Source organism: Glutamicibacter sp. (assembly GCF_050701915.1).
In the GTDB taxonomy this organism is placed as follows: domain Bacteria; phylum Actinomycetota; class Actinomycetes; order Actinomycetales; family Micrococcaceae; genus Glutamicibacter.
This window is the reverse complement of the sequence record NZ_JBOGEG010000021.1, coordinates 17415-44401: the sequence shown is the minus strand read 5'-3', so window position 1 is coordinate 44401 and position 26987 is coordinate 17415. Positions and strand designations below refer to the sequence as shown.

Annotated in this window: 28 protein-coding genes; 16 read left to right on the top strand and 12 right to left on the bottom strand. The window is 62.0% G+C overall.

What is annotated here, in order from left to right; all coding sequences use genetic code 11:
• Positions 1–27: 27 nt before the first annotated feature.
• From priA to ACRDT3_RS12730, 3 genes are all read left to right on the top strand, one after another.
• A complete protein-coding gene (gene priA / locus ACRDT3_RS12740) occupies positions 28–765 on the top strand; it encodes a bifunctional 1-(5-phosphoribosyl)-5-((5-phosphoribosylamino)methylideneamino)imidazole-4-carboxamide isomerase/phosphoribosylanthranilate isomerase PriA (protein ID WP_431493330.1) in 738 nt (245 codons plus the stop codon).
• Between the two features lie 221 nt (positions 766–986).
• Complete coding sequence (locus tag ACRDT3_RS12735; protein WP_431493329.1) at positions 987–1868, top strand: SseB family protein; 882 nt, start codon at positions 987–989, stop codon at positions 1866–1868.
• Between the two features lie 41 nt (positions 1869–1909).
• Positions 1910–3247, top strand: coding sequence for an MFS transporter (locus tag ACRDT3_RS12730; protein WP_431493328.1), 1338 nt, complete (start codon positions 1910–1912; stop codon positions 3245–3247).
• Here the strand turns inward: ACRDT3_RS12730 and ACRDT3_RS12725 are convergent.
• Positions 3244–3789, bottom strand: coding sequence for a GNAT family N-acetyltransferase (locus ACRDT3_RS12725; protein WP_431493327.1), 546 nt, complete (start codon positions 3787–3789; stop codon positions 3244–3246). The genes ACRDT3_RS12730 and ACRDT3_RS12725 overlap by 4 nt on opposite strands.
• 104 nt (positions 3790–3893) lie before the next feature.
• Positions 3894–4259, bottom strand: coding sequence for a DUF1844 domain-containing protein (locus ACRDT3_RS12720; RefSeq protein ID WP_013348478.1), 366 nt, complete (start codon positions 4257–4259; stop codon positions 3894–3896).
• 330 nt (positions 4260–4589) lie between these two features.
• On the opposite strand from ACRDT3_RS12720, the gene infC reads away from it, so the two are divergent.
• The 9 genes from infC to ACRDT3_RS12675 all read left to right on the top strand — a co-directional run bounded on the left by infC (position 4590) and on the right by ACRDT3_RS12675 (position 12658).
• A complete protein-coding gene (gene infC / locus ACRDT3_RS12715; RefSeq protein WP_388023856.1) occupies positions 4590–5240 on the top strand; it encodes a translation initiation factor IF-3 in 651 nt (216 codons plus the stop codon).
• A 165-nt stretch (positions 5241–5405) separates the two neighbouring features.
• Positions 5406–5600 carry a 50S ribosomal protein L35 gene (gene rpmI, locus ACRDT3_RS12710; RefSeq protein ID WP_013348480.1) on the top strand — a complete coding sequence of 65 codons (195 nt, stop codon included), beginning with the start codon at positions 5406–5408 and terminating at the stop codon, positions 5598–5600.
• A 104-nt stretch (positions 5601–5704) separates the two neighbouring features.
• On the top strand, positions 5705–6355 hold the full coding sequence (gene rplT / locus ACRDT3_RS12705) for a 50S ribosomal protein L20 (protein WP_431493326.1): 651 nt from the start codon (positions 5705–5707) through the stop codon (positions 6353–6355).
• Between the two features lie 135 nt (positions 6356–6490).
• A complete protein-coding gene (locus ACRDT3_RS12700; protein ID WP_431493325.1) occupies positions 6491–7345 on the top strand; it encodes a TrmH family RNA methyltransferase in 855 nt (284 codons plus the stop codon).
• 25 nt (positions 7346–7370) lie between these two features.
• Entirely contained in the window at positions 7371–7811 is a 441-nt protein-coding gene (locus ACRDT3_RS12695; RefSeq protein WP_431493324.1) for a (deoxy)nucleoside triphosphate pyrophosphohydrolase, read from the top strand.
• 84 nt (positions 7812–7895) lie between these two features.
• The gene (locus ACRDT3_RS12690; RefSeq protein ID WP_431493323.1) at positions 7896–8525 is read left to right on the top strand and encodes an LppM family (lipo)protein; all 630 of its coding nucleotides are present in this window, start codon (positions 7896–7898) and stop codon (positions 8523–8525) included.
• A 142-nt stretch (positions 8526–8667) separates the two neighbouring features.
• Entirely contained in the window at positions 8668–9747 is a 1080-nt protein-coding gene (gene pheS, locus ACRDT3_RS12685) for a phenylalanine--tRNA ligase subunit alpha (protein WP_431493322.1), read from the top strand.
• A gap of 3 nt (positions 9748–9750) precedes the next feature.
• Positions 9751–12294 (top strand): phenylalanine--tRNA ligase subunit beta, encoded by a 2544-nt coding sequence (gene pheT / locus ACRDT3_RS12680; protein ID WP_431493321.1) that lies wholly within the window; start codon positions 9751–9753, stop codon positions 12292–12294.
• Between the two features lie 154 nt (positions 12295–12448).
• Positions 12449–12658 carry a hypothetical protein gene (locus ACRDT3_RS12675; protein WP_431493320.1) on the top strand — a complete coding sequence of 70 codons (210 nt, stop codon included), beginning with the start codon at positions 12449–12451 and terminating at the stop codon, positions 12656–12658.
• Here the strand turns inward: ACRDT3_RS12675 and ACRDT3_RS12670 are convergent.
• The 4 genes from ACRDT3_RS12670 to ACRDT3_RS12655 all read right to left on the bottom strand — a co-directional run bounded on the left by ACRDT3_RS12670 (position 12655) and on the right by ACRDT3_RS12655 (position 14124).
• Positions 12655–12885 (bottom strand): GNAT family N-acetyltransferase, encoded by a 231-nt coding sequence (locus ACRDT3_RS12670; protein ID WP_431493345.1) that lies wholly within the window; start codon positions 12883–12885, stop codon positions 12655–12657. The genes ACRDT3_RS12675 and ACRDT3_RS12670 overlap by 4 nt on opposite strands.
• A complete protein-coding gene (locus ACRDT3_RS12665) occupies positions 12855–13136 on the bottom strand; it encodes a hypothetical protein (protein WP_431493319.1) in 282 nt (93 codons plus the stop codon). Before ACRDT3_RS12665 ends, ACRDT3_RS12670 begins: the two co-directional genes overlap by 31 nt.
• A gap of 76 nt (positions 13137–13212) precedes the next feature.
• Positions 13213–13806: a hypothetical protein gene (locus ACRDT3_RS12660; RefSeq protein ID WP_431493318.1), complete on the bottom strand. Its 594-nt coding sequence runs from the start codon at positions 13804–13806 to the stop codon at positions 13213–13215.
• A gap of 45 nt (positions 13807–13851) precedes the next feature.
• Positions 13852–14124, bottom strand: a complete 273-nt coding sequence (locus ACRDT3_RS12655; protein WP_431493317.1) for a hypothetical protein — start codon at positions 14122–14124, stop codon at positions 13852–13854.
• Positions 14125–14258: 134 nt separating this feature from the next.
• Between ACRDT3_RS12655 and ACRDT3_RS12650 the strand changes: the two genes are divergently transcribed.
• Positions 14259–14960, top strand: coding sequence for a hypothetical protein (locus ACRDT3_RS12650; RefSeq protein WP_431493316.1), 702 nt, complete (start codon positions 14259–14261; stop codon positions 14958–14960).
• Here ACRDT3_RS12650 and ACRDT3_RS12645 read toward each other — a convergent pair.
• Complete coding sequence (locus ACRDT3_RS12645) at positions 14949–15932, bottom strand: N-acetyltransferase family protein (RefSeq protein WP_431493315.1); 984 nt, start codon at positions 15930–15932, stop codon at positions 14949–14951. The two genes, ACRDT3_RS12650 and ACRDT3_RS12645, sit on opposite strands and share 12 nt — an antisense overlap.
• 118 nt (positions 15933–16050) lie before the next feature.
• On the opposite strand from ACRDT3_RS12645, the gene ACRDT3_RS12640 reads away from it, so the two are divergent.
• The gene (locus ACRDT3_RS12640) at positions 16051–16524 is read left to right on the top strand and encodes a GNAT family N-acetyltransferase (protein WP_431493314.1); all 474 of its coding nucleotides are present in this window, start codon (positions 16051–16053) and stop codon (positions 16522–16524) included.
• Between the two features lie 60 nt (positions 16525–16584).
• On the opposite strand, the gene ACRDT3_RS12635 is transcribed toward ACRDT3_RS12640, so the two are convergent.
• The gene (locus ACRDT3_RS12635; protein WP_431493313.1) at positions 16585–17106 is read right to left on the bottom strand and encodes a phosphoribosyltransferase; all 522 of its coding nucleotides are present in this window, start codon (positions 17104–17106) and stop codon (positions 16585–16587) included.
• Between the two features lie 294 nt (positions 17107–17400).
• On the opposite strand from ACRDT3_RS12635, the gene ACRDT3_RS12630 reads away from it, so the two are divergent.
• Together ACRDT3_RS12630 and ACRDT3_RS12625 are read left to right on the top strand one after the other, a co-directional pair.
• Positions 17401–18915 (top strand): DUF5129 domain-containing protein, encoded by a 1515-nt coding sequence (locus ACRDT3_RS12630; protein WP_431493312.1) that lies wholly within the window; start codon positions 17401–17403, stop codon positions 18913–18915.
• Positions 18915–19595 (top strand): 4'-phosphopantetheinyl transferase family protein, encoded by a 681-nt coding sequence (locus ACRDT3_RS12625; RefSeq protein ID WP_431493311.1) that lies wholly within the window; start codon positions 18915–18917, stop codon positions 19593–19595. Before ACRDT3_RS12630 ends, ACRDT3_RS12625 begins: the two co-directional genes overlap by 1 nt.
• A 22-nt stretch (positions 19596–19617) precedes the next feature.
• On the opposite strand, the gene ppk2 is transcribed toward ACRDT3_RS12625, so the two are convergent.
• The 4 genes from ppk2 to ACRDT3_RS12605 form a co-directional block, all read right to left on the bottom strand.
• Positions 19618–20514, bottom strand: coding sequence for a polyphosphate kinase 2 (gene ppk2, locus ACRDT3_RS12620; protein WP_431493344.1), 897 nt, complete (start codon positions 20512–20514; stop codon positions 19618–19620).
• Positions 20515–20645: 131 nt separating this feature from the next.
• Entirely contained in the window at positions 20646–21947 is a 1302-nt protein-coding gene (locus ACRDT3_RS12615) for a M1 family metallopeptidase (RefSeq protein WP_431493310.1), read from the bottom strand.
• A 13-nt stretch (positions 21948–21960) separates the two neighbouring features.
• Positions 21961–25896, bottom strand: coding sequence for a Pls/PosA family non-ribosomal peptide synthetase (locus tag ACRDT3_RS12610; RefSeq protein WP_431493309.1), 3936 nt, complete (start codon positions 25894–25896; stop codon positions 21961–21963).
• A gap of 165 nt (positions 25897–26061) precedes the next feature.
• Positions 26062–26985, bottom strand: coding sequence for an amidohydrolase family protein (locus ACRDT3_RS12605; RefSeq protein WP_431493308.1), 924 nt, complete (start codon positions 26983–26985; stop codon positions 26062–26064).
• Between the last annotated feature and the right edge of the window lie 2 nt (positions 26986–26987).

Genomic DNA, 26987 nt, shown 5'->3' with positions numbered 1-26987 from the left:
TCACATTACTTCTTCACTAAGGACATCATGAGCGAGCAACCAATCCTCGAACTTTTGCCTGCAGTAGATATCGCTGGCGGACAGGCAGTGCGCCTGGTCCAGGGCGAAGCCGGTTCCGAGACCGGATACGGCGACCCGCTGGAAGCAGCGCTCTCCTGGCAGAACGCCGGCGCTGAATGGCTGCACCTGGTAGACCTGGACGCGGCCTTTGACCGTGGCAGCAATGTTGAAATTGTCCAGCGCATTGCCAAGGAACTGAACATCAAGGTCGAGCTCTCCGGCGGCATCCGCGACGACGCTTCCCTGGACCGGGCCCTGGAATTCGGCGCAACCCGCGTCAACCTCGGTACCGCTGCGCTGGAAAACCCGGAATGGACCAAGCAGGCCATTGCCCGCCACGGTGACAAGATTGCCGTGGGCATGGACGTGCGCGGAACCACCTTGTCCGGCCACGGCTGGACCAAGGACGGAGGCGACCTGTGGGACGTCTTGGCCCGCCTCGAAGATGCCGGATGCGCCCGATACGTTGTCACCGACGTGACCAAGGACGGCACCCTGCGCGGACCAAACGTTGAACTATTGCGCGAAATCGCTGCCAAGACCAGCAAGCCAATTGTCGCCTCGGGCGGCATCTCCTCGCTGGAAGACCTCCGGGTCTTGCGCGAGTTGGTTCCAGAAGGCATCGAAGGTGCCATCATGGGCAAGGCGCTGTACTCGGGCCAGTTCACCTTGCAAGAAGCGCTCGATGTAGCAGGTCGCCACTAGGCCCCATGCTTCATCAGGGAAAGACGATTCAGAAGCTCGCGCTTTTGAATCGTCTTTTTTATTTGTGAAAGCGGAGCTCGTTGTTTCCATCGTCGGGCCCGCGACTGCGCGCGGGCGCTATGGAAAGAAATCTGAAATCCACGGATAGGGGTGTCCAAGCTCATGAATACAGTTTTGAAACTTCCCGCCAACAACCTCGAAACCACCGATAGCATGGAGCTATGAGTACCGAGCAACCTGAATCTGCACCCAAACGCCACCTGCCGGGACATATTGTCGCTGCACTGGCGCAGGCAGGCTCTAGAACCGACTCTGCCGGTCAGGACTGGGAAGGCCGAGACCTTAGCGGTGAAGGCAACCCCCTGCATAATTTCGACAAGGACGACGGCAAGGCCGACGCCAACGTCGTTGCCGCACTGGCGGCCTTGCGCGATGGCACCGCAGGGGAGGGCGAGGTGCACAAATCCTTGTCCGACGCACGCGTCTTCGTTGCGGTGGTAGCCCAGCTCGGTGAAGAAGCCATGACGGAACACGGCTTCGCATCCGACAAGGAAGCCGATATGGCGCTGGTAAAGATCAAGGCTCCAGATGGCCGCATGGCCCTGCCGATCTTCACGACCGTTGAACGATTGCAGGCTTGGCACAAGGAAGCTCGACCGGTGGCGGTTTATGCCCCGCGGGCGGCCCTCTCGGCGGTCAGTGAGGAATGCCAGCTACTGGTGCTGGATCCCGGAAGCGAATTCACCTTCGTGCTTCGACGACCGGGTGTCTGGAACCTGGCCAAGCAGATCGGCTGGATTCCGAGTTATCAGAACCAGCAGATCGCCAACCTGGTGCAGGATGCAACCGAAGGCTTTGGCCAGTTGCAGACCGTCAAGGTTGCCCCGGGCAGGGGAGTCGGCTCGCGCAGCAAGGACGGGCAAGTCGTCCTTGGCGGAGGTCCTGGACCGGAACTGAACCTGCAGTTCGTTTTTGCTCCCGGAACGAGCGATAACGACGCACGAGAAACGACTCGTGCAATCCACGGACGTTTGTCCCAAAACACCGAATTCGCTGAAGCAGTGGATTCCCTCGAACTCAGTTTGCACAGCGCGCCGAACTAAGCCGGCGGGCTCCTTTTGACCAGATAAGGAACTTTCCGGGCATGAAAAGCTACTGGCAGATTTTGCGTCAACCGCAGATCTCACTGTTGTTGCTGATTGGCATGATTGCCCGCCTTCCACACTCTGCATTGAGCATGCTGCTGCTCCTGCACCTGGTGAACAACCTCGGTCAATCCTGGGTTTCGGCGGGTCTGGTCACGGCCGTCATGACCTTGGGCATCGCCATCGGCGCCCCGTGGCGTGGTGCCCGCGTAGATGTCTGGGGGCTGCGCCGCGCGATGATCCCATCGGTGATCGTCGAAACCCTCGTCTGGTGCACGGTGCCGCATGTTCCACTGGTCTGGGTCTACCCGTTGGCCTTCATCGGCGGCCTCTTCGCGCTACCGGTTTTCTCCGTGGTGCGTACCGCGCTGGGCATCATGACCACCGGCGAACAACGCCGTACCGCCTTCGCCTTGGATGCAACCGCCACCGAACTGGTGTTCATTGTCGGACCGGCAAGCGCCGGCATTGTCGCCACCCAGATCAGCAGCGTCATCGGATTGAGCGTTATCGGCGTGACCTCGACGGTTGCCGGGTTGGCGCTGATGATCCTGAACCCGCCAACACGCAGCGATGATCCCAAGGCGCTCGCCTCCCGGGCCAACGTGCACGAAGAGCGCTTGGGCGCGGAAGCCAGCTTCATTGCCGCCGCTCCGATGGGCGTGCCCGAAGTCGAGGGCGAGCTGATCGCAGCCGGCATGAAGTCTGCCCGCGCCCGCATCAAGCAGCGTGGCCGCAACTTCAAGAACCGTTTCAACTGGGTCAGCGCTTCGGTCCTGGCTGTCTTCATAGCCTCGGCCGGGGCAGGCATGCTGCTCACCGGCACAGAAGTGGCCATCGTGGCCGAACTGGACGCGTCGGAGCAGAGCCACCAGCTGGGACTGGTGTTCTTCTTCTGGTGCGGAGCCTCGCTGGTCGGCGGCCTGATCTACGGGTCGATGAAGCGGGTTATTTCCCCACTGGTCCTGCTGCTGAGCATGGCAGTGCTGACCATCCCCATGTACTTTGCGTGGGATACCTGGTCATTGGCGCTGTTCTCGGCAATACCCGGCTTCCTGTGCGCGCCAACGCTGTCGGCGGCCTCTGAGTGGCTCACCGACCTGGTGGCCGAAAAGCGTCGAGGAGAAGCCATGGGCTGGTATGGCTCTGCGATGACCGCTGGCACCGCGTTGGGATCGCCGATCACCGGCATCTTCGTCGACAACCTCGGACCCGCCCCGGCCTTCATCGGCATCGGCGCGATGGCTACGGTCGTCGTGGTGATTGCCCTGATCGCCCAGCAGATCCGCCGCCGCGTACGCCGCGCCCGCCGCCGTCGCCTGGAAACGATCGCCTAGGCACTTGCCGCGGCTTTGAGCAGCGAGTACATGTACATGTCCCGGCGTGCGGTGCCCACCTGTTCCCAGCTGCGCAACAACCCTTCACGCTGGAATCCGCAAGCTTCAGCGGCCCGCCATGACCCCTCATTCCACGGTTCCACGTATAGCTCAACCCGGTCGATTCCCGGATGCTCCAATGCCCAGGCGCCTAGCGCTCCCAACGCGTGCTTGGCAATGCCACGCCTGCGGCACTCCGGCGCGATCCAGTACCCGATGCTGGCCCTGCCATGGTGGGCATTGCGCAGCCATAGGCCGATTTGCCCCACGGCACGATTCGTGGCCGTTTCGGCTATGGCAAATGAGTACCCGCTGCCCTCGGCAACCCGTAGGTGCTGTCGCTCGATGAATGCCGCATAGTCGGCTTCAGTTCCTTGCACCGGGACCGTGGTGATTTGCGTGATGTAGGGGTCCATGGAGGCCTGCCTCACGGCAGGGATGTCGCTGGGCTGGAAGGGGCGGAGCCGGAAAGCGCCGGCGTCGATCACTGGTTGTTCGAGCATCTGCATGATTCCAACCTAGCCCGGTGATCCAAACAACAATGGACCCGTTTCCCCAAAGGAAACGAGTCCATGATGTTAATCTCTTAAAATTCAGCCAATATTACTTAGTTGACCGGTCCGGTGAACTTCTCGCCCGGGCCCTTGCCTGGTGCATCCGGGATGATCGAAGCTTCACGGAAGGCCAGCTGCAGGCTGCGCAGGCCGTCACGCAAAGGTGCTGCGTGCTGCGAGCCAATCTCAGGCGCACCGGCGGTGACTAGGCCTGCCAGCGCGGTGATCAGCTTGCGGGCCTCATCGAGATCCTTCAGCTCATTGGCATCTTCGCCCTCTGCAAGGCCGCACTTAACTGCTGCTGCACTCATCAGGTGGACGGCGGCCGTAGTGATGATTTCAACGGCTGCAACTTCTGCGATATCGCGCACCTGCTGGTCGACAGCGTGCTGGTGCGAGTTGGTGTCTTCGTTAGTCATACTGCTAAGCTTGTCACAGACCGACTCGATGCCGGTACTTCTCGCAGTTCTCCAGCTAGCACTGGACGAGGGATTCGTACTAGTATTGAGCCATGCAAGTGGAGGCCAACTCCCACCCGCTGTCGCCGTTTCCAGGCTTCCGGGTATTTCGGCAGGATTGCAGCAATGCAATCCCCAAGCGCTTACGCAGGAGCAATCCTGTGTTCGGCTTTGTCGTTCTTTTTGGCCTTCGCCTGCAATCGCAGACGGGGGCCTTCTTTGTTTGCGGTCATGGATTACGAATTTCAGGAGTGACACATCAGCGATCCACGCATTAATGAGCGCATTCGCGTGCCAGAGGTACGTCTCGTCGGCCCTAATGGTGAGCAGGTAGGCATCGTCCGTATTGAGGACGCGCTTCGTCTTGCTCTCGAGTCCGATCTGGACTTGGTCGAGGTGGCACCCAGCGCCAAGCCTCCAGTGTGCAAATTGATGGATTTCGGCAAGTACAAGTACGAAGCCGCTGTCAAGGCTCGCGAAGCTCGTAAGAACCAGACCAACACGGTCTTGAAGGAAGTTCGCTTCCGCCTGAAGATCGACACCCACGACTACGAGACCAAGGTCGGCCACGCACTGCGCTTCCTGGGCGCCGGCGACAAGGTCAAGGCCATGATCCAGTTCCGTGGTCGTGAGCAGCAGCGTCCAGAGATGGGCATTCGCTTGCTTGAAAAGTTTGCAGCAGACGTCGCCGAAGTTGGAATCATTGAGTCCAGCCCGCGCATCGATGGCCGAAACATGGTCATGGTTGTTGGTCCGCTGAAGAACAAGGCAGAGGCTCGCCGCGAGCAGCAGCAGAAGTCGGGTGGCCGCAGCGCGGCCAAGCGCAAGATCCGCACCGACGCTCCGGCTGAGACCGAGGGCCAGAATGTCGCAGCTTCCATGGATGATGAAGCCCGCGCCAAGTTGGAGCAGGCACGTCAGGCAGCTGAAGGCGACGCCTAGCCAAGCCTGTTGGGCTTTCGAGCCCGTCGCCGTTCACGGTGAAGGATCTTCTTCCGGGAAGGTCCAACTACAAGAGAACAACAGCGGTCACCTTTATCGGGGCCCGCTTCGGATGATCCCCACCCGGTGCTTTACCGGGTGGAGCACGTAAGGAGAACGGCAGCTATGCCGAAGTTCAAGACTCACAGTGGCGCCAAGAAGCGCTTCAAGCTCACCGGTAGCGGTAAGCTCGCTCGCCAGCAGGCCAACCGTCGCCACTACCTGGAGCACAAGTCCTCGCGCGTTACCCGTCGCCTGGCTTCTGACCAGATCGTCGCTAAGGCCGATGTAAAGACCATCAAGCGGATGCTGGGCCTCTAAGCTCTCCCTTTCGCAATACGGGGAAGCAATACCCCACCACCCATAGATTTCACCCATCCCGCAAAATTGCGGGCACTGGGGAACTGACTTGAAGGAGTACACACGTGGCACGTGTGAAGCGGGCAGTAAACGCCCACAAGAAGCGTCGCGTCGTTCTGGAACGCGCAAAGGGTTACCGCGGTCAGCGTTCGCGCCTGTACCGTAAGGCCAAGGAGCAGCTGCTCCACTCGTTCGTTTACAGCTTCAACGACCGCCGTAAGCGCAAGGGCGACTTCCGCCGCCTGTGGATCCAGCGCATCAACGCTGCATCCCGCGCCAACGGCATGACCTACAACCGTCTGATCCAGGGCCTGAAGGCTGCTGAGATCGAGGTTGACCGTCGTATGCTCGCAGAGCTGGCTGTTTCGGACTCGAACGCTTTCGCCACCCTGGTAAAGCTTGCCAAGGATGCACTTCCAGCTGACGTCAACGCCCCAAAGGCTGCCGCTGCTGAGGTTGCTGCACCTAAGGCTGCCAAGGCTCCAAAGGCTGCTGCCAAGTCCGTTGAGGGCGAAGGCGTAGTCAAGGCCGTTGAAGGCGAAGACGCACCTGAGGGCTTCGTCATCAAGGGCAACGCTGGCTCGAACAAGTACCACGTTCCAGGCTCGACCTGGTACGACCAGACCGAAGCTGAGTTCTGGTTCAACTCCATCGAAGCTGCCAAGGCTGCAGGCTTCGAACCAGCTGGCGGCGAATCCCGTCAGCAGATGAAGTAAATCTCTTCTCCCTTTGAGCTGAGGCTCAGGTAGGACAGATCACACCGAAGGGTGGGTCCCGCGCACAGCGCGGACCCGCCCTTTGCGTGTTTCTACCGGTATTCTCGAGACATGAGCAGTTTTCCTCCAGAAGTGATGTCCAATCCACGCGCCGAACGAGTCAAGGCCATCGCGCGTCTGGCCAAGAGCAAGGGGCGCGAAGCCACCGGCGAATACCTCGTCGAGGGCCCGCAGGCCGTACGCGAAGCACTCAAGGCCCATCTGGAGGACGACAACCTGGTCCAGGGAGTCTACGTCGTTGGCGGCTTCCTGGAGAGCCACGAAGAATTCGTGCAGCTGCTCGATGGCGCCAAGGTTCCAACCCGCATTGTCACCGGTGAAGTGCTGCACGCCATGGCTGACACCCAGACCCCGCAGGGCATCCTTGCCGTCGTCGCCATGTCCCAGCCGCAGCTGAGCGAGGTGCTGGACACCAAGCCGAAGCTGATCGCCGTGCTCTGCCGCATCCAGGACCCGGGCAACGCCGGCACCATCCTGCGTGCCGCCGATGCCGCCGGAGCCGATGCGGTGATCCTGACCAAGGGCAGCGTGGATATCTATAATCCGAAGGCCGTGCGCTCCACCGCCGGTTCGCTGTTCCACCTGCCGGTGCTGAATAACATCGAATTCGACCACCTGGTCGCCGCCGCGAAGACCACCGGAAGCCAGATCCTGGCCGCCGACGGCTATGCGGCCCACAATTTGGACACCCTGCAGGATGCCGCCGTGCTGCGGGCAAACCAGCCAGGCAGCGAAGCGCCAGAAGGCCAGCCGGTGCTGGAAGCGCCAACCTTGTGGCTGTTCGGCAATGAAGGGCAGGGCTTGGACGAGCACGAGAAGGACGCCGCCGACTACCGCGTGGCAGTGCCGCTGTACGGTGTTGCCGAATCCCTGAACGTGGGAACCGCATCCACCGTCTGCCTGTACGCTTCGGCCCGCGCCCAGCGCTAAGCGAATCGGAGAGCACTGAACCCTTATGGCAGCTGAACTCAAGCAAATTGTTGCCGTGGCCATCGTCGATGACCTGGCCCGGCCCACCAGACTCCTGGCTGCGCGCCGCAACCGCCCGGAAGCCCTTGCCGGGCTCTGGGAATTCCCCGGTGGAAAGGTCGAACCGGGGGAGAGCGAAGTCCAGGCCGTGCACCGCGAGCTGCGCGAAGAACTCGGGGTGCAGATGCGTCTTGGCGCGCCGATCCCAGGCCCGCATCCGCAAGGGTGGCAGCTGAACGAGAAGGCCGCCATGCGCATGTGGTTCGCCCAGATCACCGAGGGCGAGCCAGCGACCCTGGACGGGCATGACCAGCTGGCTTGGCTGGAACTCGATGACTCGCTGTCCACCGTCGTCCCGTGGATTCCGGCCGATGCGCCGATCGTGGCGGCATGCCTGGCCCAAGCACGTGCCGGGGCGCAGCACTAAACACCCGTAAGCTTATTACCGCGCCAACTTCTGGCACTTTGCCTATAGCCGATATTTTGAGGAGCACTTTTCGTGAAGCGATTTATGAGCGTTATCGCTCTGGCATTCGCCGCCGTCCTAGCACTTTCTGGTTGCGTCAACATGAACGCAGAAGTCAACGTCTTGGGCAAAGACAAGGTCGCCGGGGCCATGCAGCTGACCCTGCACAAGTCGACGCTCAACGGCGTCAGCTTTGAAGAAGTCCTCAACAGCCAGGTCGATATCGAAATGATGGAAGAGCAGCTGGGGGACCAGTGGAGCTACAGCAACATCGATGATGGCGAAAACGTCGGCCTGCGCTTTGAAACCACCAGCCCGATGACCTACGTCCAGCTGGCCGACGCGTTCAGCGTCTTTGGCTTCGAGATCAACCTGAGCGATGACGGGAAGGAATACGCCTTCTCGATGCCGGGCGACAAAGCAGCCGTGGATTCTTCCTTCACCGAAGCGAACCTGCACGTCACCTTCCCCGGCGCTGTCACCTCGCACACCCCGGGTACCGTTGAGCACCACACCGTCACCTTCGACATGATCAAGGGCGCCGCCGCCTACCAGGCCACCGGCAAGGTCGACCACACCATGTTCTACTCCGCAGTATTCGGCGGGGCGCTGCTAGTTTTGACCTTCGTCTTCGTTGCCGCTTTCGCGCCAAAGGGTGCCAAGGAATCGCATTAATTAGCAGCAATCCTGCTTCAAGGTAAGAAGCTTCACGCTCAGGGCCCGTCATCGGTGAAACGATCACGGGCCCTTAGCCATAGAATGGAAGCAAAGTGTTCTACGCGTAAGTACAAGATAAGAGTAAGGATCGATCGATCCCATGTCTGATCAGACAACTGAACAAGCTCCTGTCGAGGAGTCCAATGTTCCGCACCCAACCGATGAAGCCGGCATCCAGGGCGCGGTAGACGCCGCCCTGGCAGCCATCGCGGCCGCCGGCGACCTGAACGAGCTGAAGGAAGCGCGCCTGGCCCACACCGGCGAGAAGTCCGCGCTGTCCCTGGCCAACCGCCAGATCGGCAAGCTGGACAAGACCCAGAAGGCTGTTGCCGGCAAGCTCGTCGGCGGTGCCCGCGGACGGGTCAACAAGGCCCTGGCTGCCCGCACCACCGTGCTCGAAGAAGCCGAAGCCGCCCGCATCCTGGTTGAAGAAACCGTGGATGTCACCGCGGCGGCCCGCCGCCGCAGCGTTGGCGCCCGCCACCCGCTCTCGGTCCTGCAGGACCGCGTAGCCGACATCTTCGTCGGCATGGGCTGGGAGATCGCCGAAGGCCCCGAGGTGGAATCCGAATGGTTCAACTTCGACGCGCTGAACTTCAAGCCGGATCACCCGGCACGCGAAATGCAGGACACCTTCTTCGTGGAGCCTGCCGACGCGCACCTGGTGCTGCGTACCCACACCTCCCCGGTACAGGTCCGCTCGATGCTCGAGCGCGACGTTCCGGTCTACGTGCTGTGCCCTGGGCGCACCTTCCGCACCGATGAGCTCGATGCTACCCACACCCCGGTTTTCCACCAGTTCGAAGGCCTGGCCGTGGACAAGGGCCTGACCATGGCCGACCTGCGCGGCACCCTGGAGCACTTCGCCCGGCAGATGTTCGGCGCCGAAGCGCAGATCCGCCTGCGCCCTGCCTACTTCCCGTTCACCGAGCCTTCGGCCGAGCTGGACATCTGGCACCCGGGTGCCAAGGGCGGCCCGCGCTGGATCGAGTGGGGCGGCTGCGGCATGATCAACCCGAACGTGCTGCGCGCAGCTGGCATTGATCCCGAAGAGTACTCCGGCTTCGCCTTCGGCATGGGCATCGAGCGCACGCTCATGTTCCGCAACGATGTCCCCGACATGCACGACATGATCGAGGGCGACATCCGTTTCAGCCAGCACTTCGGGATGGAGATCTAAGCAATGCGTATTCCACTATCTTGGCTGCGCGAGTACGCGCAGGTACCAGCCGAGGCATCGGCTGAAGACGTCATGGCAGACCTGGTCAAGGTCGGCCTCGAAGAAGAAGACGTCCACCGTCCAAGCGACGAGCTCTCGGGCCCCATCGTGGTCGGCCAGGTGCTTTCCCTGGAAAAGGAAGTTGCCTCCAATGGCAAGACCATCAACTGGTGCCAGGTTCGCGTGGTTCCAGAAGGTACCGAGCAGACCCTGACCGGCAAGGGCATCGACCCATCCGGCGTGCAAGGCATCGTTTGCGGTGCGCACAACTTCGTGGAGGGCGACAAGGTTGTTGTCACCCTGCCCGGCGCCGTGCTGCCGGGGGACTTCAAGATCTCGCCGCGCAAGACCTACGGCCACACCTCGGCGGGCATGATCGCTTCCTCCCGCGAGCTGGGCATCGGCGAAGACCACGACGGCATCATGGTCCTGTCCAAGCTGGGCCTGGACCCGGAGCTCGGCACCGACGTCTTCGAGCTCTTCGGCCTGGATGACCAGGCGGCGGAGATCAACGTGACCCCGGACCGCGGCTACTGCTTCTCGATCCGCGGCGTAGCGCGCGAATACGCGCTGGCCACCGGCACCTCCTTCACCGATCCCGCATCGATCGTGAACGTCTCGGAAGCCACCGAAGCTGGCCATGAGGTAGTGCTCCGCGACGAGGCGCCGATCTACGGCGTACCGGGCTGCACCCGCTTCGTGACCCGCGAGGTCACCGGCATCGACCCGAGCCTTCCGACCCCGCGCTGGATGGCTTCGCGCCTGCAGCTGGCCGGCATGCGCTCGATCTCGCTGGTAGTCAATATCTCCAACTACGTCATGCTGGAACTCGGCGCGCCACTGCACTTCTACGACGCTGACAAGCTGACCGGTGCAATTACCGTGCGCCGCGCCAACGCCGGCGAAAAGCTGGTGACCTTGGATGGCAAGGAACGCGAGCTGTCGGTCGAGGACCTGCTGATCACCGATGAATCCGGCGCCATCGGCATTGCCGGCGTCATGGGCGGCGCAGCCACCGAGGTCTCGGAATCGACCAGCCGCGTGCTGATCGAAGCCGCGCACTTCGACACCGTGTCCATCGGCCGTTCGCGCCGTCGCCACAAGCTGCCTTCCGAAGCCTCCAAGCGCTTCGAGCGCGGCGTGGACCCGCGCGTCATGCAGATCGCGGCCCAGCGTGCCGTGGACCTGCTCGTGCAGCTGGCCGGCGGCACCGAGACCACCAAGGCCACCGACGCCGGCCAGATTCCTGCCGACACCCAGATCCAGTTGCCGGCAGGTTTCGCTGGAGCACTGATCGGCGTGGACTACACCGATGCGCAGACCATCACCGCACTGGAAGGCATCGGCGCAAGCGTTGCGCAGAACGCCGAAGGTTTCCTGGTCACCGCACCAAGCTGGCGCCCGGATTTGGATATCAAGGAAGACCTGGTCGAGGAAGTAGCCCGCGTAATCGGCTATGACAAGATCCCGGCGACCTTGCCGGTGGCTCCTCCGGGCCGTGGCCTGACCCGCGCCCAGACCCAGCGCCGCCGCCTGCTGCAGGGTTTGGCTGATGCAGGGCTGACCGAGGTATTGAACTACCCATTCGTTTCCGAAGCGCAGAATAGCACCTTTGGTGCTGCGCAAGCCGGTACCGAGGTCAAGGCCATTTCGCTGGCCAACCCGATTTCCAAGGAATTCCGCTTCCTGCGCACCTCGCTGCTGCCAGGCCTGCTGGAAACCGCTCGCCGCAACATCGGCCGTGGCTTCCGCGACCTGGCGCTGTATGAAGGCGGCCTCGTCTTCCTGCCAGGTACGCAGCTGGGCTCCTCGGTTCTGCCTCCGCTGGGTGAAAAGCCAAGCGATGAGGTCCTGGCCGAACTGTTCAACGGCGTCCCAAACCAGCCATGGCATCTGGCCGCGGTTCTCACCGGCCGCGAAGCATCGGCTGCGGCCGGCTTCGCGCCGCGTGCTTGGGACTGGGCCGACGCGCTGGATGCGGCGCACTGTGCGGCAGATGTCCTCGGCGTTGAGCTTGAGGTTGCCCAGGGCAGCCACCAGGCCTTCCACCCGGGCCGTGTTGCAGCACTGAAGGTTGCCGGCCAGGTCGTTGGCTACGCCGGCGAACTGCACCCAGCGCTGTTGAAGGATTCGGATCTGCCAGCACGTACCGTGGCCATGGAACTGAATGCTGCCGCACTGATGGCTGCTGCACCTGCAGTGGTTGTTGCCCAGCAGCACCTGTCCACCCAGCCGCTGGCTACCCAGGACGTTGCCTTGGTTGTCGACCAGGACGTCGTGGCGGGCGATGTGCTTGCCGCCCTTCGCGAAGGCGCCGGTGAACTGCTCGAAGACATCGCGCTGTTCGACGTGTACCAGGGCCAGGGCATCGAAGACGGCAAGAAGTCGTTGGCCTTCGGCCTGCGTTTCCGTGCCGCCGACCGTACCCTGACCGCTGACGAGGCGTCCGAGGCTCGTACCGCGGCGGTGGCTGTGGCTACCGAGAAGTTCGGTGCTTCCCAGCGCTAGGCTTTTGGCCTGCCAGATGCCCTGCTGCTTACCCGATTTTCGGGAAGCCGCAGGGCATTTTTGCTTTGTCGCCATGCCCGGGTTGGCCAGGTTGAGGACTACACTTGATCTGGGATAACCCGACAAGACGACTAGATGAGGGAAGAGGCTGGAAGTGAAGGGATTGCGTTCATGCGGCGCTGTGCTGCTGGTGTTCTTCCTCGGGATCCTGGCCGTTGCCGTACTCATCGCGGCAGGCTGGGCTGCGGTGCTGTTTATCCAGCGTGGCGCCGGAACGCACCTCGATGAGCCGGCGACCCCGAGTGTTACGGTAGAGGAAGAAGCACCCGATAGGTTCCGCCCGTCGGAAACCTACACGCCCTAGCTGGTAGCCGGCATCGGCACGGTGGGCAGAACCAGTGTCAGCGTGATGAGCCCAGGGCCTTCCTTCGCCTGCGCGATGAACCCGTAACGGGCAAGCACTTTCAGCGAAGCGATATTGGCGGCATCGGCGCGAGCGATAAATGCGCTTCGACCGGCTTCCTGCAATCGCGCGAGCCCCTCGCCGACTACTGCCTTCGCTAGGCCTTGGCCCCAGAATTCCGGGTCGATCCAATAGCCGATTTCGGTGGCAGCCTGCGTTCGGTAGCGGTGAAGAGACCAACGGGAGAATTCTGGCGGTGCGCGATAAACCAGGAGATCTCCGGACTGCTCAGGGCATGATCCACGCGCTGCGCGGTGTACTCATGGCTCCAAGTGCGGCCATCTGCGATAAAGCCTGTTACGCGTTCATCTGCCGCGAGGCGCGCAACGAAATCTGCATCCGCCTCGGCCATAGGCGTTAGCACCAGTGTAGGACCCATGGGTTCAGCCTATGCGGGCACGACGCGCGCGCAAACTCTGTTTCATTGTCCGTAGCGTTCCGGAAAAGGCGCAAGCTCAGCCTAGGAGGCGGGATTCAGCTGCTGCTACCGCCAGGCGCGAAGATGCGAGTTGATCTTCAGAAGCGTCCAGCGTCTGCCTTAGGGATAGGGAACTGCTGAAACAACCCAAGGCCTGGTCAAACTGGCCCTTGTCGAAATAGAGCTTGCCATGGTGTTGCAAGGCAAAAGCTTCAAGCGTGGAGGCGAAGTGTTTCTCTGCATCGGAGGAGCAGTCCTTATTCTGAATGGACGCTCGCGCTGACTCGAAAAGTGCATGGGATAGTTCGAAGCGACCTTGCCAATGCAGAACATGGGCTAAGCGAAGCGCTGCCGCAACGCCAGGATAGGGCAGTGCACTGCTGCTCGCGAGATCTTGGCTGGCAAAGCCACTTCGATGCAGACAGCTCCATGCGAGCTCTTCGGCTTCTTCCAGTCGCCCGATCATTCTCAGCCACCCAATGCGTTCTGCTTCGCCTGATGTCCCAAGTTCTTCAAGCTGGAGGATTCTTGCCTCCACGGCTGAAACGTCGGCAACTATTTCGCGCAGGGTCTGCGGATCAATCGAATATTCCGCTGCAACGGATTCTTGGCTTGACAAGCCGGTAGGCATATTCAAATCCTTCGATTGCACTCCACACCTTGCAAACTCTTCCAATTACTGGGCCGAGTCCTGCATGCGTATTGCCCTATGTTTTTCCAGTTCTTCATCAAGGCGAGCACACCACGCAGGCAACCAGCTTCTGACCGGCAGATCCATCACGGATGCACAGAGGGATTGATTAACGCCGAAAAGTCTTGCCAGATCGGCTTCGGCAGATTCCCTATTGGCAGCCTGATCCACTATCGCAAAAACTTCATCACGGCGTTCCAATGCCATTTTCATTACTTCAAGGGTTTCTTCGGTGAGAGATTTCGCTGGAGTGGACATGACCTAATCCTGCCAGATCCTTTGGAAACTGACGAGAATGAAATTTCAGGCATTTTAGTCCTGCACCGAACGACCATCTGGCAGTCCCGGTCATGTACAAGAACTAGAAATCGGAGCATGCTAAGGGCATGAGAATGGATGGACGTGTTGACGCGGCTACGCCGGATCCACGCATAGCACAAGCAGAACAACTCAAGCTCATGCCTGTTCCGGTGATGGGACTGAGCGTACAGCCACTGGTGGACGATGCTGGATACCTGAGCGTTCAAGACAACTACGATGACCATGGCCTGTGCGATATGAGTGTGTCTGTCAGCTACACCCTTTGGAAAGCTGAGGTTGATCGATCGAAATCCCTGGGTGGCTTGGAGCAAGATGCAGTCGAAGGGGTGGTGCCTGGCTCCGTTCACCAGTACAGGCTGCCACGGTGGCTGGCAGAATACGTCCGTCGCATGAACTATCCGCAACTATTCGAAGCCGTGAGAACTACTTGGACGCGCGACTCGGAAGCAGGTCAGACTTTGGCCGCAGCGTTAGTCGATCACGCTAACTACGTACTTATCAACCAATTCCGGCAGGAGCTCGGATTGCCTCAGGAATCGTCGGCGATACCGCCGCTGATTTTGACCGAGAAGACGGTCAACGGCCAGGCAGAGGTCCATATTGAGGATAGTAAAACCGCTGGTGCTGAGATCGACACCGACCCGTACATATATGCGGCGGGGGTGGAATTTCCTAGCGGCGCACTCATGACCGCGGTCCTGCCACGCAAGTACTTGGACCAGCTGGAGCTTCGATTCGCGGTTCGCCCGCAGGGCAGGGGATCAGCCGCCTAGAGGCGAGCAGTTCTTCTGGAAGACCGCTTCATGCTCGACGGGGACAAAGCCGAGTTCCTCATTGATCGCATGCATCCATGCATTCTGGTCATCGCTGCTTGTTCTTACCCGGTGGAGCGTTCCCATGCGTTTGGCAGCGTCCAGGCTGGCTGCCTTCACCGCTGACCCGAGCTGATGTCCTCGATGCTGGCGGAGTACGAGCGTCCCCTCAATATTCGAAGGGCTCTCCGGGGCCGGCGCAACAACAAGGCAGGTCCACGCCGCCACATCGCCGCCCTTGTCCAGCGCAATGGATTCAATGGCCGTGGAACCTTGGGCGATCCATTGCGTGATTTCCCGAGCGTATTCTTCCGCGGAAACCACTGACTCGCTCCAGCCTAAATCGCCGTTTGGAGCCTGCGCATCTACGAGCCCCTTGATTTGTCCCACTTGTTTTCGCAGGTGCTCCGGAACGCCGTTGATGTGTGTTGAAACCTCATAGCCAACGGTGACTCCTCGGAGCGATGGAGTCCAGGAATCAAGGTCCAGCTCCAGCACGGTTTCAGTTGTCGCTACGAGGTAGCCGAGCGGGGCAGCGAATCCCTGTTCAAGGGCACCAAGTTCAGCGGCGGTGCTGCGGTAGGCGCTGGAGACGAATCGTTTCACCGACGAAGGACTGCTCTCTTCAGCAGCGGAAACCAGCGCGCTTCCGATGGAATGCCACTGGTGGATGGGATGGACCCAAACATAGATCCACGACGTGTCGGGATCGGCGTGGTGAGTCATCGATGCCGAGAAGCCGAGCAGGGAAGAACCTTCCCAAGCACCGCGAAGGTTCTTGCTCCATCCGTCAGCGGCACGCCACTGGAGCATTCGAGCCTCGGCTCCGACTCCTTGCCAGCCAGGACGTGCCTTTTCATTCGCGGCGGCCTCGATTCGGCAGGCAGCGCGAAGCGCGTCGTCGTCGAAAATGCTGAGGCTGCCAATTCGCATGCCAACATCCTATGGCCCCGAATCGCTGAACTCCGCCAGGCGCTGCCGGAAGATGATAACGAACGGGAAAATCCATGGGGCGCACGCGACGCACCGAAAACGCTTCTAGGATCGATGCATGAGTACTACTTCGAATAGCATTCGCCGCGCCAGATCAGGCGATGCCGCCGAGATCTACCGGCTGGCTCGCTTGTTTACGCCGCGTTTAGGGCAGGATGCAGAAGACTTTGAAAAGAATTTCCAGTCGCTGGTAAATGATTCCAGCTGGTTCATCTGCGTTGCCGAATCCGTCCAGGGGCTATCGGGCTATGCGGCGGCCCAGGACTACGGACGGGGGCTGCGCACCCCGTTCACCGTTGGCCGGCTGCATGACCTATTTGTGGCACCTGCCGCCAGGCGCACGGGTACCGGGATGAAGCTGGTTGAGGAAGTTTTCCACTGGGCTAGGCAACGTTCGGTCCCGATGATTTTGGATTGGCAAGCCACCCCCGAATCAATTGCCTTCTACGAGTCCTTCGGGATGGACGCCGATTTCACCGGAGACTTTCCGCAATGCCCCGGATTCAGCCTGGACCTGCGCCCACGGCAGTAGCGGCTGAACAAAAGCAGGGAACGACGAAAGCTCGTCGTTCCCTGCTGATATTGAAAAACTCTACTTGGCTCCGCCAGCGGTAACTGGTGGCAGATCCGACCATGGGAAGGTAATCCACTTGTCGGTGCGGCGCCATTCGTAGTCCGGGACCATGATGGTGCGTGGCTTGGTGTAGAGGCAGACGGTCTTGACCTCGGCGCCCCAAGCGGACACCAGATCGACGACCTTTTCAAGGGTGCGGCCGGAGTCGGAGACGTCGTCAACGATCAGGATCTTCTTGTCGCGCAGGTGGCCATCGTCCAGCATTGGAGGAAGAACCACTGGTTCCGGCAGGACGGTGCCGATGCCGGTGTAGAACTCCACGTTCAGCGCACCGCAGGCCTTGACGCCCAGAGCGTAGGAAATCGAGCCGGCCAGCAGCAGGCCGCCTCGTGCTACTGCCAGAACGATGTCCGGCTCGAAGCCATCGTCGACAATGGTCTGTGCCAGTTCGCGGGAAGCCTCACCGAAGGTGTCCCAAGTGAGGATCTCGCGCTCTGGTTCTGAAAGGACGGATGCCCCGGAATCGTCAATGCTAGTCATTCTGCAATTTTAGCCCCGAATTTGGTGCAGCGTTGCACGGTTCAAACCAATCGTTCACTTTTTCCTCCCATGCCCGGAGGATTCCCATCCGTTGATTAGGCATGAATAGGCATGCAATGCACCTGCTTGAGGAATCCATCACTTTTCGGGAAATTGCGGTTGGAACAAGCGCGTTGTGGCCTGAATGCGCCGAAAGCCGCCTTAAGGATGACCGGTGCCACGCCCTGGCTCGCTAGGATAGGAGAAAGGCCATCAGCCGGAGATAACCCGGAAGTCCAAAGAGGGAGACGCATCGTGGGCCCACGAACCCGGAGCATTCGAATAGCTGGTACCGCAGCGGTACTTTCCTTGGTACTGGCGGGCGCCCTGCCTGCCGCGCAAGCGGTCACCGGAGTGCAGGTAGTTGCCGGGCAGAACCTGGAATCGGTCACCATCGATGACTCCACCGGCATGCTCAATGAGCAGCGGCTGCGTGACGCATTGGACGAGCTCGAATTCAATGAGCCGACCGACGTGGCAATTTACGCCCGCAACGGAGAATACTCCGATGACATCAACACCAAGACTCTTGAATACGCCAAGTCATCCCATCCGGAATGGATATCGGGCAAACCCGAAGACTACGGAGACTACTGGGCCGACGGGCTATTCATCATCACCCTGTCCATCGAGGGACGGGGAGATGGCCAGATCGGCACGTATTTCGGCGAAGACCGCAAAGTCTCAGAGAGCTCCATGCAGAGCATCCACGAGGCCGGCTACGACGACTTCAATCTATCCCGGTGGACCGACGGCGTCATTGCGGTAGCCGATCAGGCGGCCGTGATCATGAATCGGCCCTGGTACCAGCACCCGGCCTTGTGGATATCCGCGGGCGTCGGAGGCCTCGTGGCTTCCATTATCGGCGGCGTCGCACTGCACACTCGGTCAACGCGGCGGAAAACCTTCGCGGAAGAACTGCATCAGGGGACCTTGCACCTGACCAACGTCACCATGGATCTGGAAGAAACCGAATTGGCGGCTCGTACGCTGCCGTCGGCTTCAGCGCACGCTGCCGATCTGGAGCAGCGCTTCACCAAGTTCATAGCCAAATACCGTGCTTGTTTTGAAGCGCAGCAGGCACTGGAAGACTCGGGCAAGAAGGAGCGGTCCGGCTCCGAAGGCGTTCGCTTCGCCAAGGAGTTCCGGGAATCAGCGCAGTCCCTGGACCTGACCGATGACGCCATCATTGCCGCGGCGGCGCTTTATACTCGTTCGGCTTCCTGGGAAGAGGCGTGGCTTGCGCAGACCATGCCGCTAGAAGAGGACCTGGACGAGATCAGGGAATTGCTCAACGACGTAGAGCCGGAATTGATGGGCAGCGCGGCTGCCTTGGCCTCCTACCGGGAAATGGCAACCACGCAGCTCGACGAACTGTCGGCGCAGCTGACCGAAGAATCGATCACCGTGGACCAAGCGCTCGATGGATTATCGGCGTTGCGTACCGAATTGACCGAAAAGCTGGATGTCTTCGCCCAAGCTCAAATCGAAGTGTATGCGGAAAGTGCGGAAGAGAAAGCAGACATGCAATCGGCATTGAAGAAATCCCGCTACGAATCCAGGGCATATGACGGCCGTTCCGGCACCATCCTGGACGTTTTGAACCCCGCATCGATGTATTGGCGCGTCGGTGGCTACCACCACGGATTTTCCGCGGGCGTCAGCGCCGTGACTGCGTCGCGTGAAGCAGCGAGCTCATCGGGCAGAGTATCCAGCGGATACTCTGGTGGCGGAAGCTTCTCCGGTGCAGGCGGATCTTCCCGCTTCTAATGAAAGGGAACGATATCTTCGCAGAGCTGCTGCCGCCTTCGGTGCAAGTGGTCCAGACCCGTACCGAGCTGGAAGACGGCCGATCCTACTGGGAAGAAGAACGGTACATCGCCGAGGCGGTGCCTGAGCGGCAGCAGGAATTCCGTACTGTCCGGGTTTGCGCTCGCCGAGCGCTGGCACGACTGGGCCATGCGGGCGTTGCCTTGGTTCCAGATGAAAAACGGGCACCGATCTGGCCAGCTGGCGTGGTGGGGAGCATGACCCATTGCGCTGGCTTCCGTGCAGCGGCAGTAGCCTCCGCCAACGATATTCGCGGTGTTGGCATCGACGCCGAACTGCATGCTTCGCTGCCGGCAGAAATCCTCGACATCATCTTGCTTCCCGAAGAGCAGGTGATGGCCGCCGAGCTATCGGCGCACCATCCGGGCATCGCCTGGGATCGGCTGATTTTCAGCGCCAAGGAAAGTGTCTTCAAGGCATGGTTCCCGCTGACCAGGCAGTGGCTGGATTTCCTGGAGTGCCGGATTCTGATCGATGCTCAGGCGCACCGATTCCAGGCCAGCATCCGGGCCAGGGGACCGGTTGCTGCAGAGCATGAGCTCACGGCGATGAACGGACGCTGGATAGCCGAAGGACCGCGCGGCCAAGGGCTGCTGGGGACCTGCGTTATAGTTCCCTAGCAGCGGTGCCCTGGGAACGGATCTAGAATTCTTCGCCGTGGGTAATCACCTTGGCCGCGCGACCCACGATTTTCGGATCGGGGGAGCCCACCAGTTCGTGGTCCTTGCCCTTGTACTCGAAAAGGTTCAGCACATGGCGCATCGCCTGCAAACGGGCACGTTTCTTGTCGTTGGACTTCACCACGGTCCACGGGGCATGCTCCGTATCGGTCTTGCGGAACATCTCCTTTTTGGCTTGGGTGTACTTTTCCCACTTATCCAGGGACTCAAGATCCATGGGCGAGAGCTTCCATTGGCGCACCGGATCAATGCGGCGGATGGTGAAACGGGTCAGCTGTTCGCTGGAGGATACCGAGAACCAGAACTTCACCAGGTCGATGCCCTCATCGACGACCATCTTCTCGAAGGCAGGAGTCTGGTCCAGGAAATGATCCACCTGGGCTTCGGTGCAGAATCCCATAACTCGTTCGACGCCGGCACGGTTGTACCACGAGCGGTCGAAAAGCACGATTTCGCCAGCCGAGGGGAAATGCTGCACATAGCGCTGGTAGTACCACTGGGTGGACTCGCGTTCGCTCGGCTTTTCCAACGCCACCACGCGGGCGCCACGCGGATTCAGGTGCTCGGTGAAACGCTTGATCGTGCCGCCCTTGCCGGCAGCATCGCGGCCTTCGAAAACGATCATGATGCGACGGCCATGGGCTTTCGCCCATTTCTGCAGTTTCAGCAGTTCGATCTGCAGCGCCCGCTTTTCAACCTCATAGGTGGCGCGATCAAGTTTCTGGAAATACGGGTAGTTCTCCCGCCAGGTATCGACGATGCTTCCATCGGCGCGGACCAGCACCGGATCGTCATCGTCGTTATCGAGGACGGAATAGCCGTGGAAGGCTTCATCGAGCAGGGGGATCTCTACAGTCATGCCATGACCGTAGAGCCGTTCGATGAACAGCATGTGAACAAATGCTGAACAAGACCAAGCCAGAGGGCTGTTTGTGATGAAGGACAACAGCCATCCGGACCTGGCCGGAAAAGCATGGCGCCGTGCACCGATCAGGCGGGGAAGGGCGGAAGAGCTTCGGAAAACAGCCATGCGTCCAGGATGGCCCGGATCTCTTCAGCCGGCGCGTATTGGCCCAATAGATCAGCGAACTTCTGCGTGCTGACCGTTGAGTGCTGATGCGTGGCGGTCCATTGGCGAAGCATCGTGTAGAAGTCCGTTTCGCCCAGCCGCCTCATCAACGCATACAGGGTCAGCGCGCCGCGCTTGTATACCCGGTCATCGAACATGTCCTTGGGCCCGGGATCCCCGACCATGATGTCCTGGGGCAATCCGTCGAGCATTGTCCACGCGTTGCGGGCACGCTCGTCCAACGGCATCACCTGGGCTTCTTCCGAGTACACCCATTCGCTGAAGCAAGCGAAGCCCTCGTTGAGCCAGATATCCTTCCAGCGCCCCGGGGTCAGGGAGTTGCCGAACCACTGGTGCGCGAACTCGTGGGCGATCAAGCGCTGGGCTTCCCACTGCAGCGACAAATGGTTCTTGCCGAAGATGCTCAGGCCCTGGGCTTCGAGCGGGATCTCCAGCTCGTCATCGACCACGACGATCTTGTAGCTCTCGAACGGGTACGGGCCGAACTTCCGCTCGAACAGGTCAGCCATCGCGGCCTGCTTCGCAAAAGCGCCGCGCACTGGCAAGTCGGTCCCCGGAACCGAATAGGCAACCAGGTGGCCGCCCTGATCAAAAGGAATCTGGGAGTAGCGGCCGATCTGCAAGGTGGCCAGGTAGCTGGCCATCGGCTCATGCTGCTCGTACACCCACGTCTCGCGGCTGGCCGAACGGCGATGATCCACCAGCTGGCCATTGGCCACTACACGGTATCCGGCATCCGCGGATACCTCGAAGCGGTAGCTGGACTTGTGGCTGGGGTGGTCGTTGCACGGGTACCAGGTAGAGGCACCCACCGGCTGGCCGGAGACCAGGATGCCGTCGGTGAGCTCTTCCCAGCCAAGCTCGCCCCACAGCCCGTCCTGCGCCTGCGGGCTGCCGGCATAGCGCAGGTTCAGCTCCACGCGCTCACCGGCTTTCACAACTACTGGCAGGGAAACGACCATGCGGTGGTGCTTCTTGGCCACCTGCACCTTGCGTCCCTGGCAGGTGGCCTTGATGATCTTCAAGCCGCTGAGATTCAACGCGACCTCATCGATATCCTCCAAGGCGCGGATGCGCAGCATGGCCCGGCCATCGAGCAGATTGCTGGCGAGCTTGATGACCAGGGACAGGTCATAGTGCTCGACCGTGTACTGCGGGGACCCATGGTGCTTGGTGTACTCGTCGAGTATGTGGTGGGGCATCGGTGGGGAATCCTCAGGCTTGTTGGTCAACTGGCTGCTCGGTTTCGGTCTCGTGCTCGATGTTCCAGCGTACCGCCGGATTGCCGCGCCAGTAGGTATTGGCCGGAAGCACCTCGCCGCGCAGCACCAGGCTGGCCGGTCCGGTGGTGGTGCCTTCGGAGATCCGCGCGGCTGGCAGGATGACGCTGTGCGGGCCGAGCGTTGCCCCGGCACCCAAGGACACCGCATCGATGGACATGATCCGGTCATGGAACAGGTGGGTCTGCAAGACGCAGCCGCGGTTCACCGTGGCGTGGTCTTCCAGCGTCACCAGGTCCGCTTCCGGGAACCAGTAGCTTTCGCACCACACGCCATGGCCGATCTTCGCCCCCTGCGCACGCAGGAACCAGACCAGGGCCGGGGTGCCCGAAGCCAAGCGGGCGAACCATTGCGCGCAGACCAGCTCGGTGAACGAGTCCACCATTTCGGTGCGCCAGATGAATGAGCTCCACAGCGCATGTTCTCCCGGACGGATTACGCCGACCACCAGCCACTTGGCAACCACTGCCACCAGTGCGGCGACCGCTCCGGCCAGAACCAGCACGGCACCGGAGAGCAGGATCGCGGCCAGCGGGCTGAAGTAGGTGGTCAACGCGGCCAGCGCCCAGAGTACGCCGCCGGCAATCCCGACGGTGGTGAACACGGCCAGGCCACGGGTCAGCTCCCAGGCCGCCCGCATCGCCTTGAGCTTGCGGGTCGGGCGGTAGGTCAGATCCGATTCGCCTTCCACGGTGGTGCGGCGCAGCTTGTGCGGGGGCGAGCCGATCCACGAGGTGCCGGCCTTCATCTTCTTCGGCGTGGCCGAAAGCACCGCGATCAGCGAGCGCTTGGGCACCCGGCGCCCGGCATGCAGGATTCCGGAGTTGCCCAGGAAGGCCTTCTTGCCCACGCGGACCGGGGCGATGTGCATCCAGCCGCCACCGAGCTCGTAGGAGGCAACCATCGTGTCATCGGCCAGGAACGCACCGGAGGAAATGGTGGTCATCTTCGGGATGAGCAGCACCGTGGAGATCTCCACATCGCGGCCCACCTTGGCGCCCAGCAAACGCAGCCAGATCGGGGTGAACAGCGAAGCGTAGAGCGGGAAGAGCAGGTCGCGGGCGGTATCAAGGACGCGTTCGGTAGCCCATGCTTGCCATCCCACCCGGGAAGTGACCGGATGCCAGCCTTCCACCAGGCCGATGGAAAGCAGGCGGACAACCACGATGGTCACCACCATGGTGGAGAGGAACCACACGGCGGCGCCCAGCGCCACGGCCGGAATGAAACGCCAGCCGATTCCGGCCAGCGATTGCGCGGTGCCAATCACCGGGGCGATGGCCAGCAAGGCCGCGATGACCGGGATCCACTGCGCGAGGTTCAGGACGATGGAACCGATTCCGCCCAGCACGCGGGGAAGCGCCTTGTGCCCGGGTTCGGCCAGCGGCCACTTCGGCTTGGCCTTGCCCTCGCGGTGCGCCGGCGAGCCGGCATAACGGGAGTGGCTGCGGGCCTGGCCGTAGACTGCGGATCCGGCTTCCACGATGGTGTGCGCGCCGATAGCCGCGCCGGGGGCCAGGGTGCTGCGGGCGCCGATGGAGGCATGGGCGCCGATCTCAATGGTGCCCACGTGCAGCTTGTCCCCGTCGATCCAGTAGCCCGAGACATCCACCTCGGGTTCGATGGTGGCGCCGGGGCCGACCTTCAGCATGCCGGTGACCGGCGGCAGGGTGTGCAAGGTGGCGGTGCGATCGATCTGCGCACCGAGCATCCGCGCATACCAGGGAAGCAGGGGAGCCGAGGCCAGGGACACCGGGTCCACCACATCGGCAATGTGCTGGGCCAGCCACAGCCGCAGGTGCATTGACCCCGAACGCGGGTAGGTGCCCGGCTTCAAATCGTGCAGCAAGAGCTTCTTGGCCACGATGGACAGGCTCATGCGCCCAATGGGGGTCACGAAGACCAGCCAGAGGCCGGCAAGCACATACCAAGGGGCCGGCAGGCGCGCCTCGAATACGCCGAGGGATGCCAGGAACAGGTGGCCCAGCATGAGGTAGGTGAACCAGCGCAGGCCCGAGAGGATGAACAGCGGGACGGCGGCCAGGGACTGGGCCCACTGGGTTCCGCGCCGGGTGCGCGTGACGGTGCGCGGCTCGGCAGGGGCCGTGGCTTGCTGCTGTCCGCCGAGGTATTCCACCAGGGCGCCGAAGCGCGGGTAGTCGTAGAGCTGCGCGACGGTCAAATCCGGGTAGCGGGCGCGCAGGGCCGAAACCAGCTGGGCCGCGGCCAGCGATCCGCCGCCGGAAGCAAAGAAATCGGCATCGAAGCTGGCGGCCGGGGCTCCCAAGGCGCCTTGCCATGCGCCGGCAATGAACTGGCCGGTATCATCGAGGTCCGGCAGCTGCGAAGTATCGGCAGCAAGCCCTGTGCCCGGCAGCGGCCACGGCAGCGCATTGCGGTCCACCTTGCCGCTGGTCTTCATCGGCAGGCTGTCCATGACCGCCAGGATCGGCACCATCGGCGCTGGCAGGTCCGCCAGCAGCCGGGTGCGGGCGGCGGCCAGATCATAGTCTTCGGTGGCCTGCAGGTAGCCGACCAGGACCTTGTTTCCGGTGGCGGTTTCGCGCACCGCCACCGCGGCGGAGGAAACCCCGGGAAGGGAATTGAGCGCGGCGTCGATTTCGCCCAGCTCGATGCGGCGGCCGCCGATCTTCACCTGGTCATCCACGCGGCCAATGAAAATCAAGCCCAGCGGGTCGTTGACCACCATATCGCCCGAGCGGTAGGCACGATCCCACCCCAAGGTGGGCATCGGCGCGTACTTCTGCGCATCCTTTTCGGGATCCAGGTAGCGGGCCAGGCCCACGCCGCCGATGATCAGCTCGCCGGATTCGCCTTCGGCCACCGGGATCCCCGCGGGATCGACTACGGCCAGATCCCACCCGGCCAGCGGCAGGCCGATGCGTACCGGCACGCTGCCATCCATGGTGGCGCCGCAGGCCACGACGGTAGCTTCGGTCGGTCCGTAGGTGTTCCAGACTTCGCGGCCTTCGGTGGCCAGGCGTCCAGCCAGTTCCGGCGGGCAGGCCTCGCCGCCGAAGATCAGCAGGCGCACCGAGTCCAGCGCCTGCGCCGGCCACAGCGCTGCCAAGGTCGGCACGGTGGACACCGCGGTGATGGAACGGGAAATCAGCCACGGGCCCAGATCCATGCCGCTGCGCACCAGCGCGCGTGGCGCAGGTACCAGGCAGGAGCCATTGCGCCACGCGATCCACATTTCCTCGCAGGACGCGTCGAAGGCCACCGACAGCCCGGCCAGCACGCGGTCGGTGGTGTTCAGCGGATCTTCGGGCAGGAACATCTCCGCTTCGGCGTCGACGAAGGCGGCGGCCGAGCGATGGGTGACGGCTACGCCCTTGGGCTTGCCGGTGGAACCCGAAGTGAAGATGATCCATGCGTCGTCTTCCAGCCCGGGCATCCGCGGGGATGGGAAGGGCTTGGGTCGCTGGGCACTGGCCACGATGGTGTCCTTGCCCTTGATGATGCCAGCCACCTGGGCCTCGGTGAACACGGTCTTGGCGCGCTCATCGGGGTCATCGGCGTCCACCGGGACATAGGCGGCGCCAACCCGCAAGATCGCGAGGATCCATTCGTACAGGTGCCGGGTGCCGGATTCAACGCGCACGCCGATGCGGTCGCCAGCGCCCAGGCCCTGCTCATGCAAGCGCCGGGCCTTGTCCTTGACCTCGTCGAGAAGTTCCGCGTAGCTTTCCACGCGTTGTCCGTCGTCAATGGCCGGCGCATCGGGATGGGCATCGGCAGTGGCCTGCAGGATGTCCATGAGGGTGCGCGCAGCTGGCGCCAGGGCACCGGAGGGGAACTGGGGTGGGTGGATTGGTGCATCCGGCGCTGGAGATTGTTCGCTATCCATGCTGATCGGATCCGTCCCTTCACTAAAGAGCGTGTCGGGCCGCTGGGGGAAAGCGTCCCGGAAGTGAAGTGGATCCTGGAGGGGCGGAACGCGAGGTTCCAACAACCATTAAAGCGTGCCGCAGCGCGCAAGCGGAAAGAAAATGGTTGAAGTGTCATGCATCTCTCAACTGTTGCGCACCTCCTGCAGCAGCCTGAGCGGGGTGTTGTGCAGCACGTTGCGCATCCACGCCGCGCCCAGGCCCCATTCTTCCAGCGCCTGGATCTGGTGGCTGTAGGAATAGGGGATATTCGGGAAGTCGGAGCCGAACACGATCTTGTGCGAGAGCCCGGCCACGAGCTGCGGATAATCAGCCGGCAGCGGGGCCCTGCGATTCATGAACCCGGTGCCCACCATGGTGGTATCCAGATAGGCGTTGGGATGCTCTGCGGCCAGCTGCGCGAACTGCGCATAGTCGGGCAATCCGGCATGGGCGATGACCAGTACCAGCCCGGGATGCCGGGCAATCAATTCCCGGATGGGCTCGATCCCGGTGAACCGGCCGCGATGCGGCCCATTGCCGCAATGGATCACCACCGGTGTGCCGGCCTCGGCGAGCAACTCCCAGGCCTGGTCGAGCAGGGGATCGAGCGGGGTGAAGCCGCCCACCTGCACGTGCACCTTGAAAACCTGCACCCCGTCGGCGATGGCGCCGCGCACCAGCTCGGTGACCCCGGGCTCCGGGTAGAAGGTGCCCGAACGGATCGCTTCGGGATGGCGCGCGGCGAATTGCCGCGAATAGTCGTTGAGCCAGGCGGCCATCAGCGGACGGTGGGCATAGCTCAGGGTGCCATAGGAGATCACGCCCAGCTCCTTGAGCGCCGCTGCGCGCCGGGACTCGGGCAGCCGGTAGCTGATCGGCCAAGCGTGGCCGCTGCGCTGCGCTTCGCCATCGAAGTAGGACCAGACCTTGGCCAGCACGTTCTCGGGCATGAAATGCACATGCAGGTCAATCAGCCCGGGGATGCCCAGGGCCCGCAGATACGCCGGGACCGCCGAGTCGTTTTCGGGGCGGATGCCGGCGTCCTGGCGCAAGAGGTGCTCGGCCATCG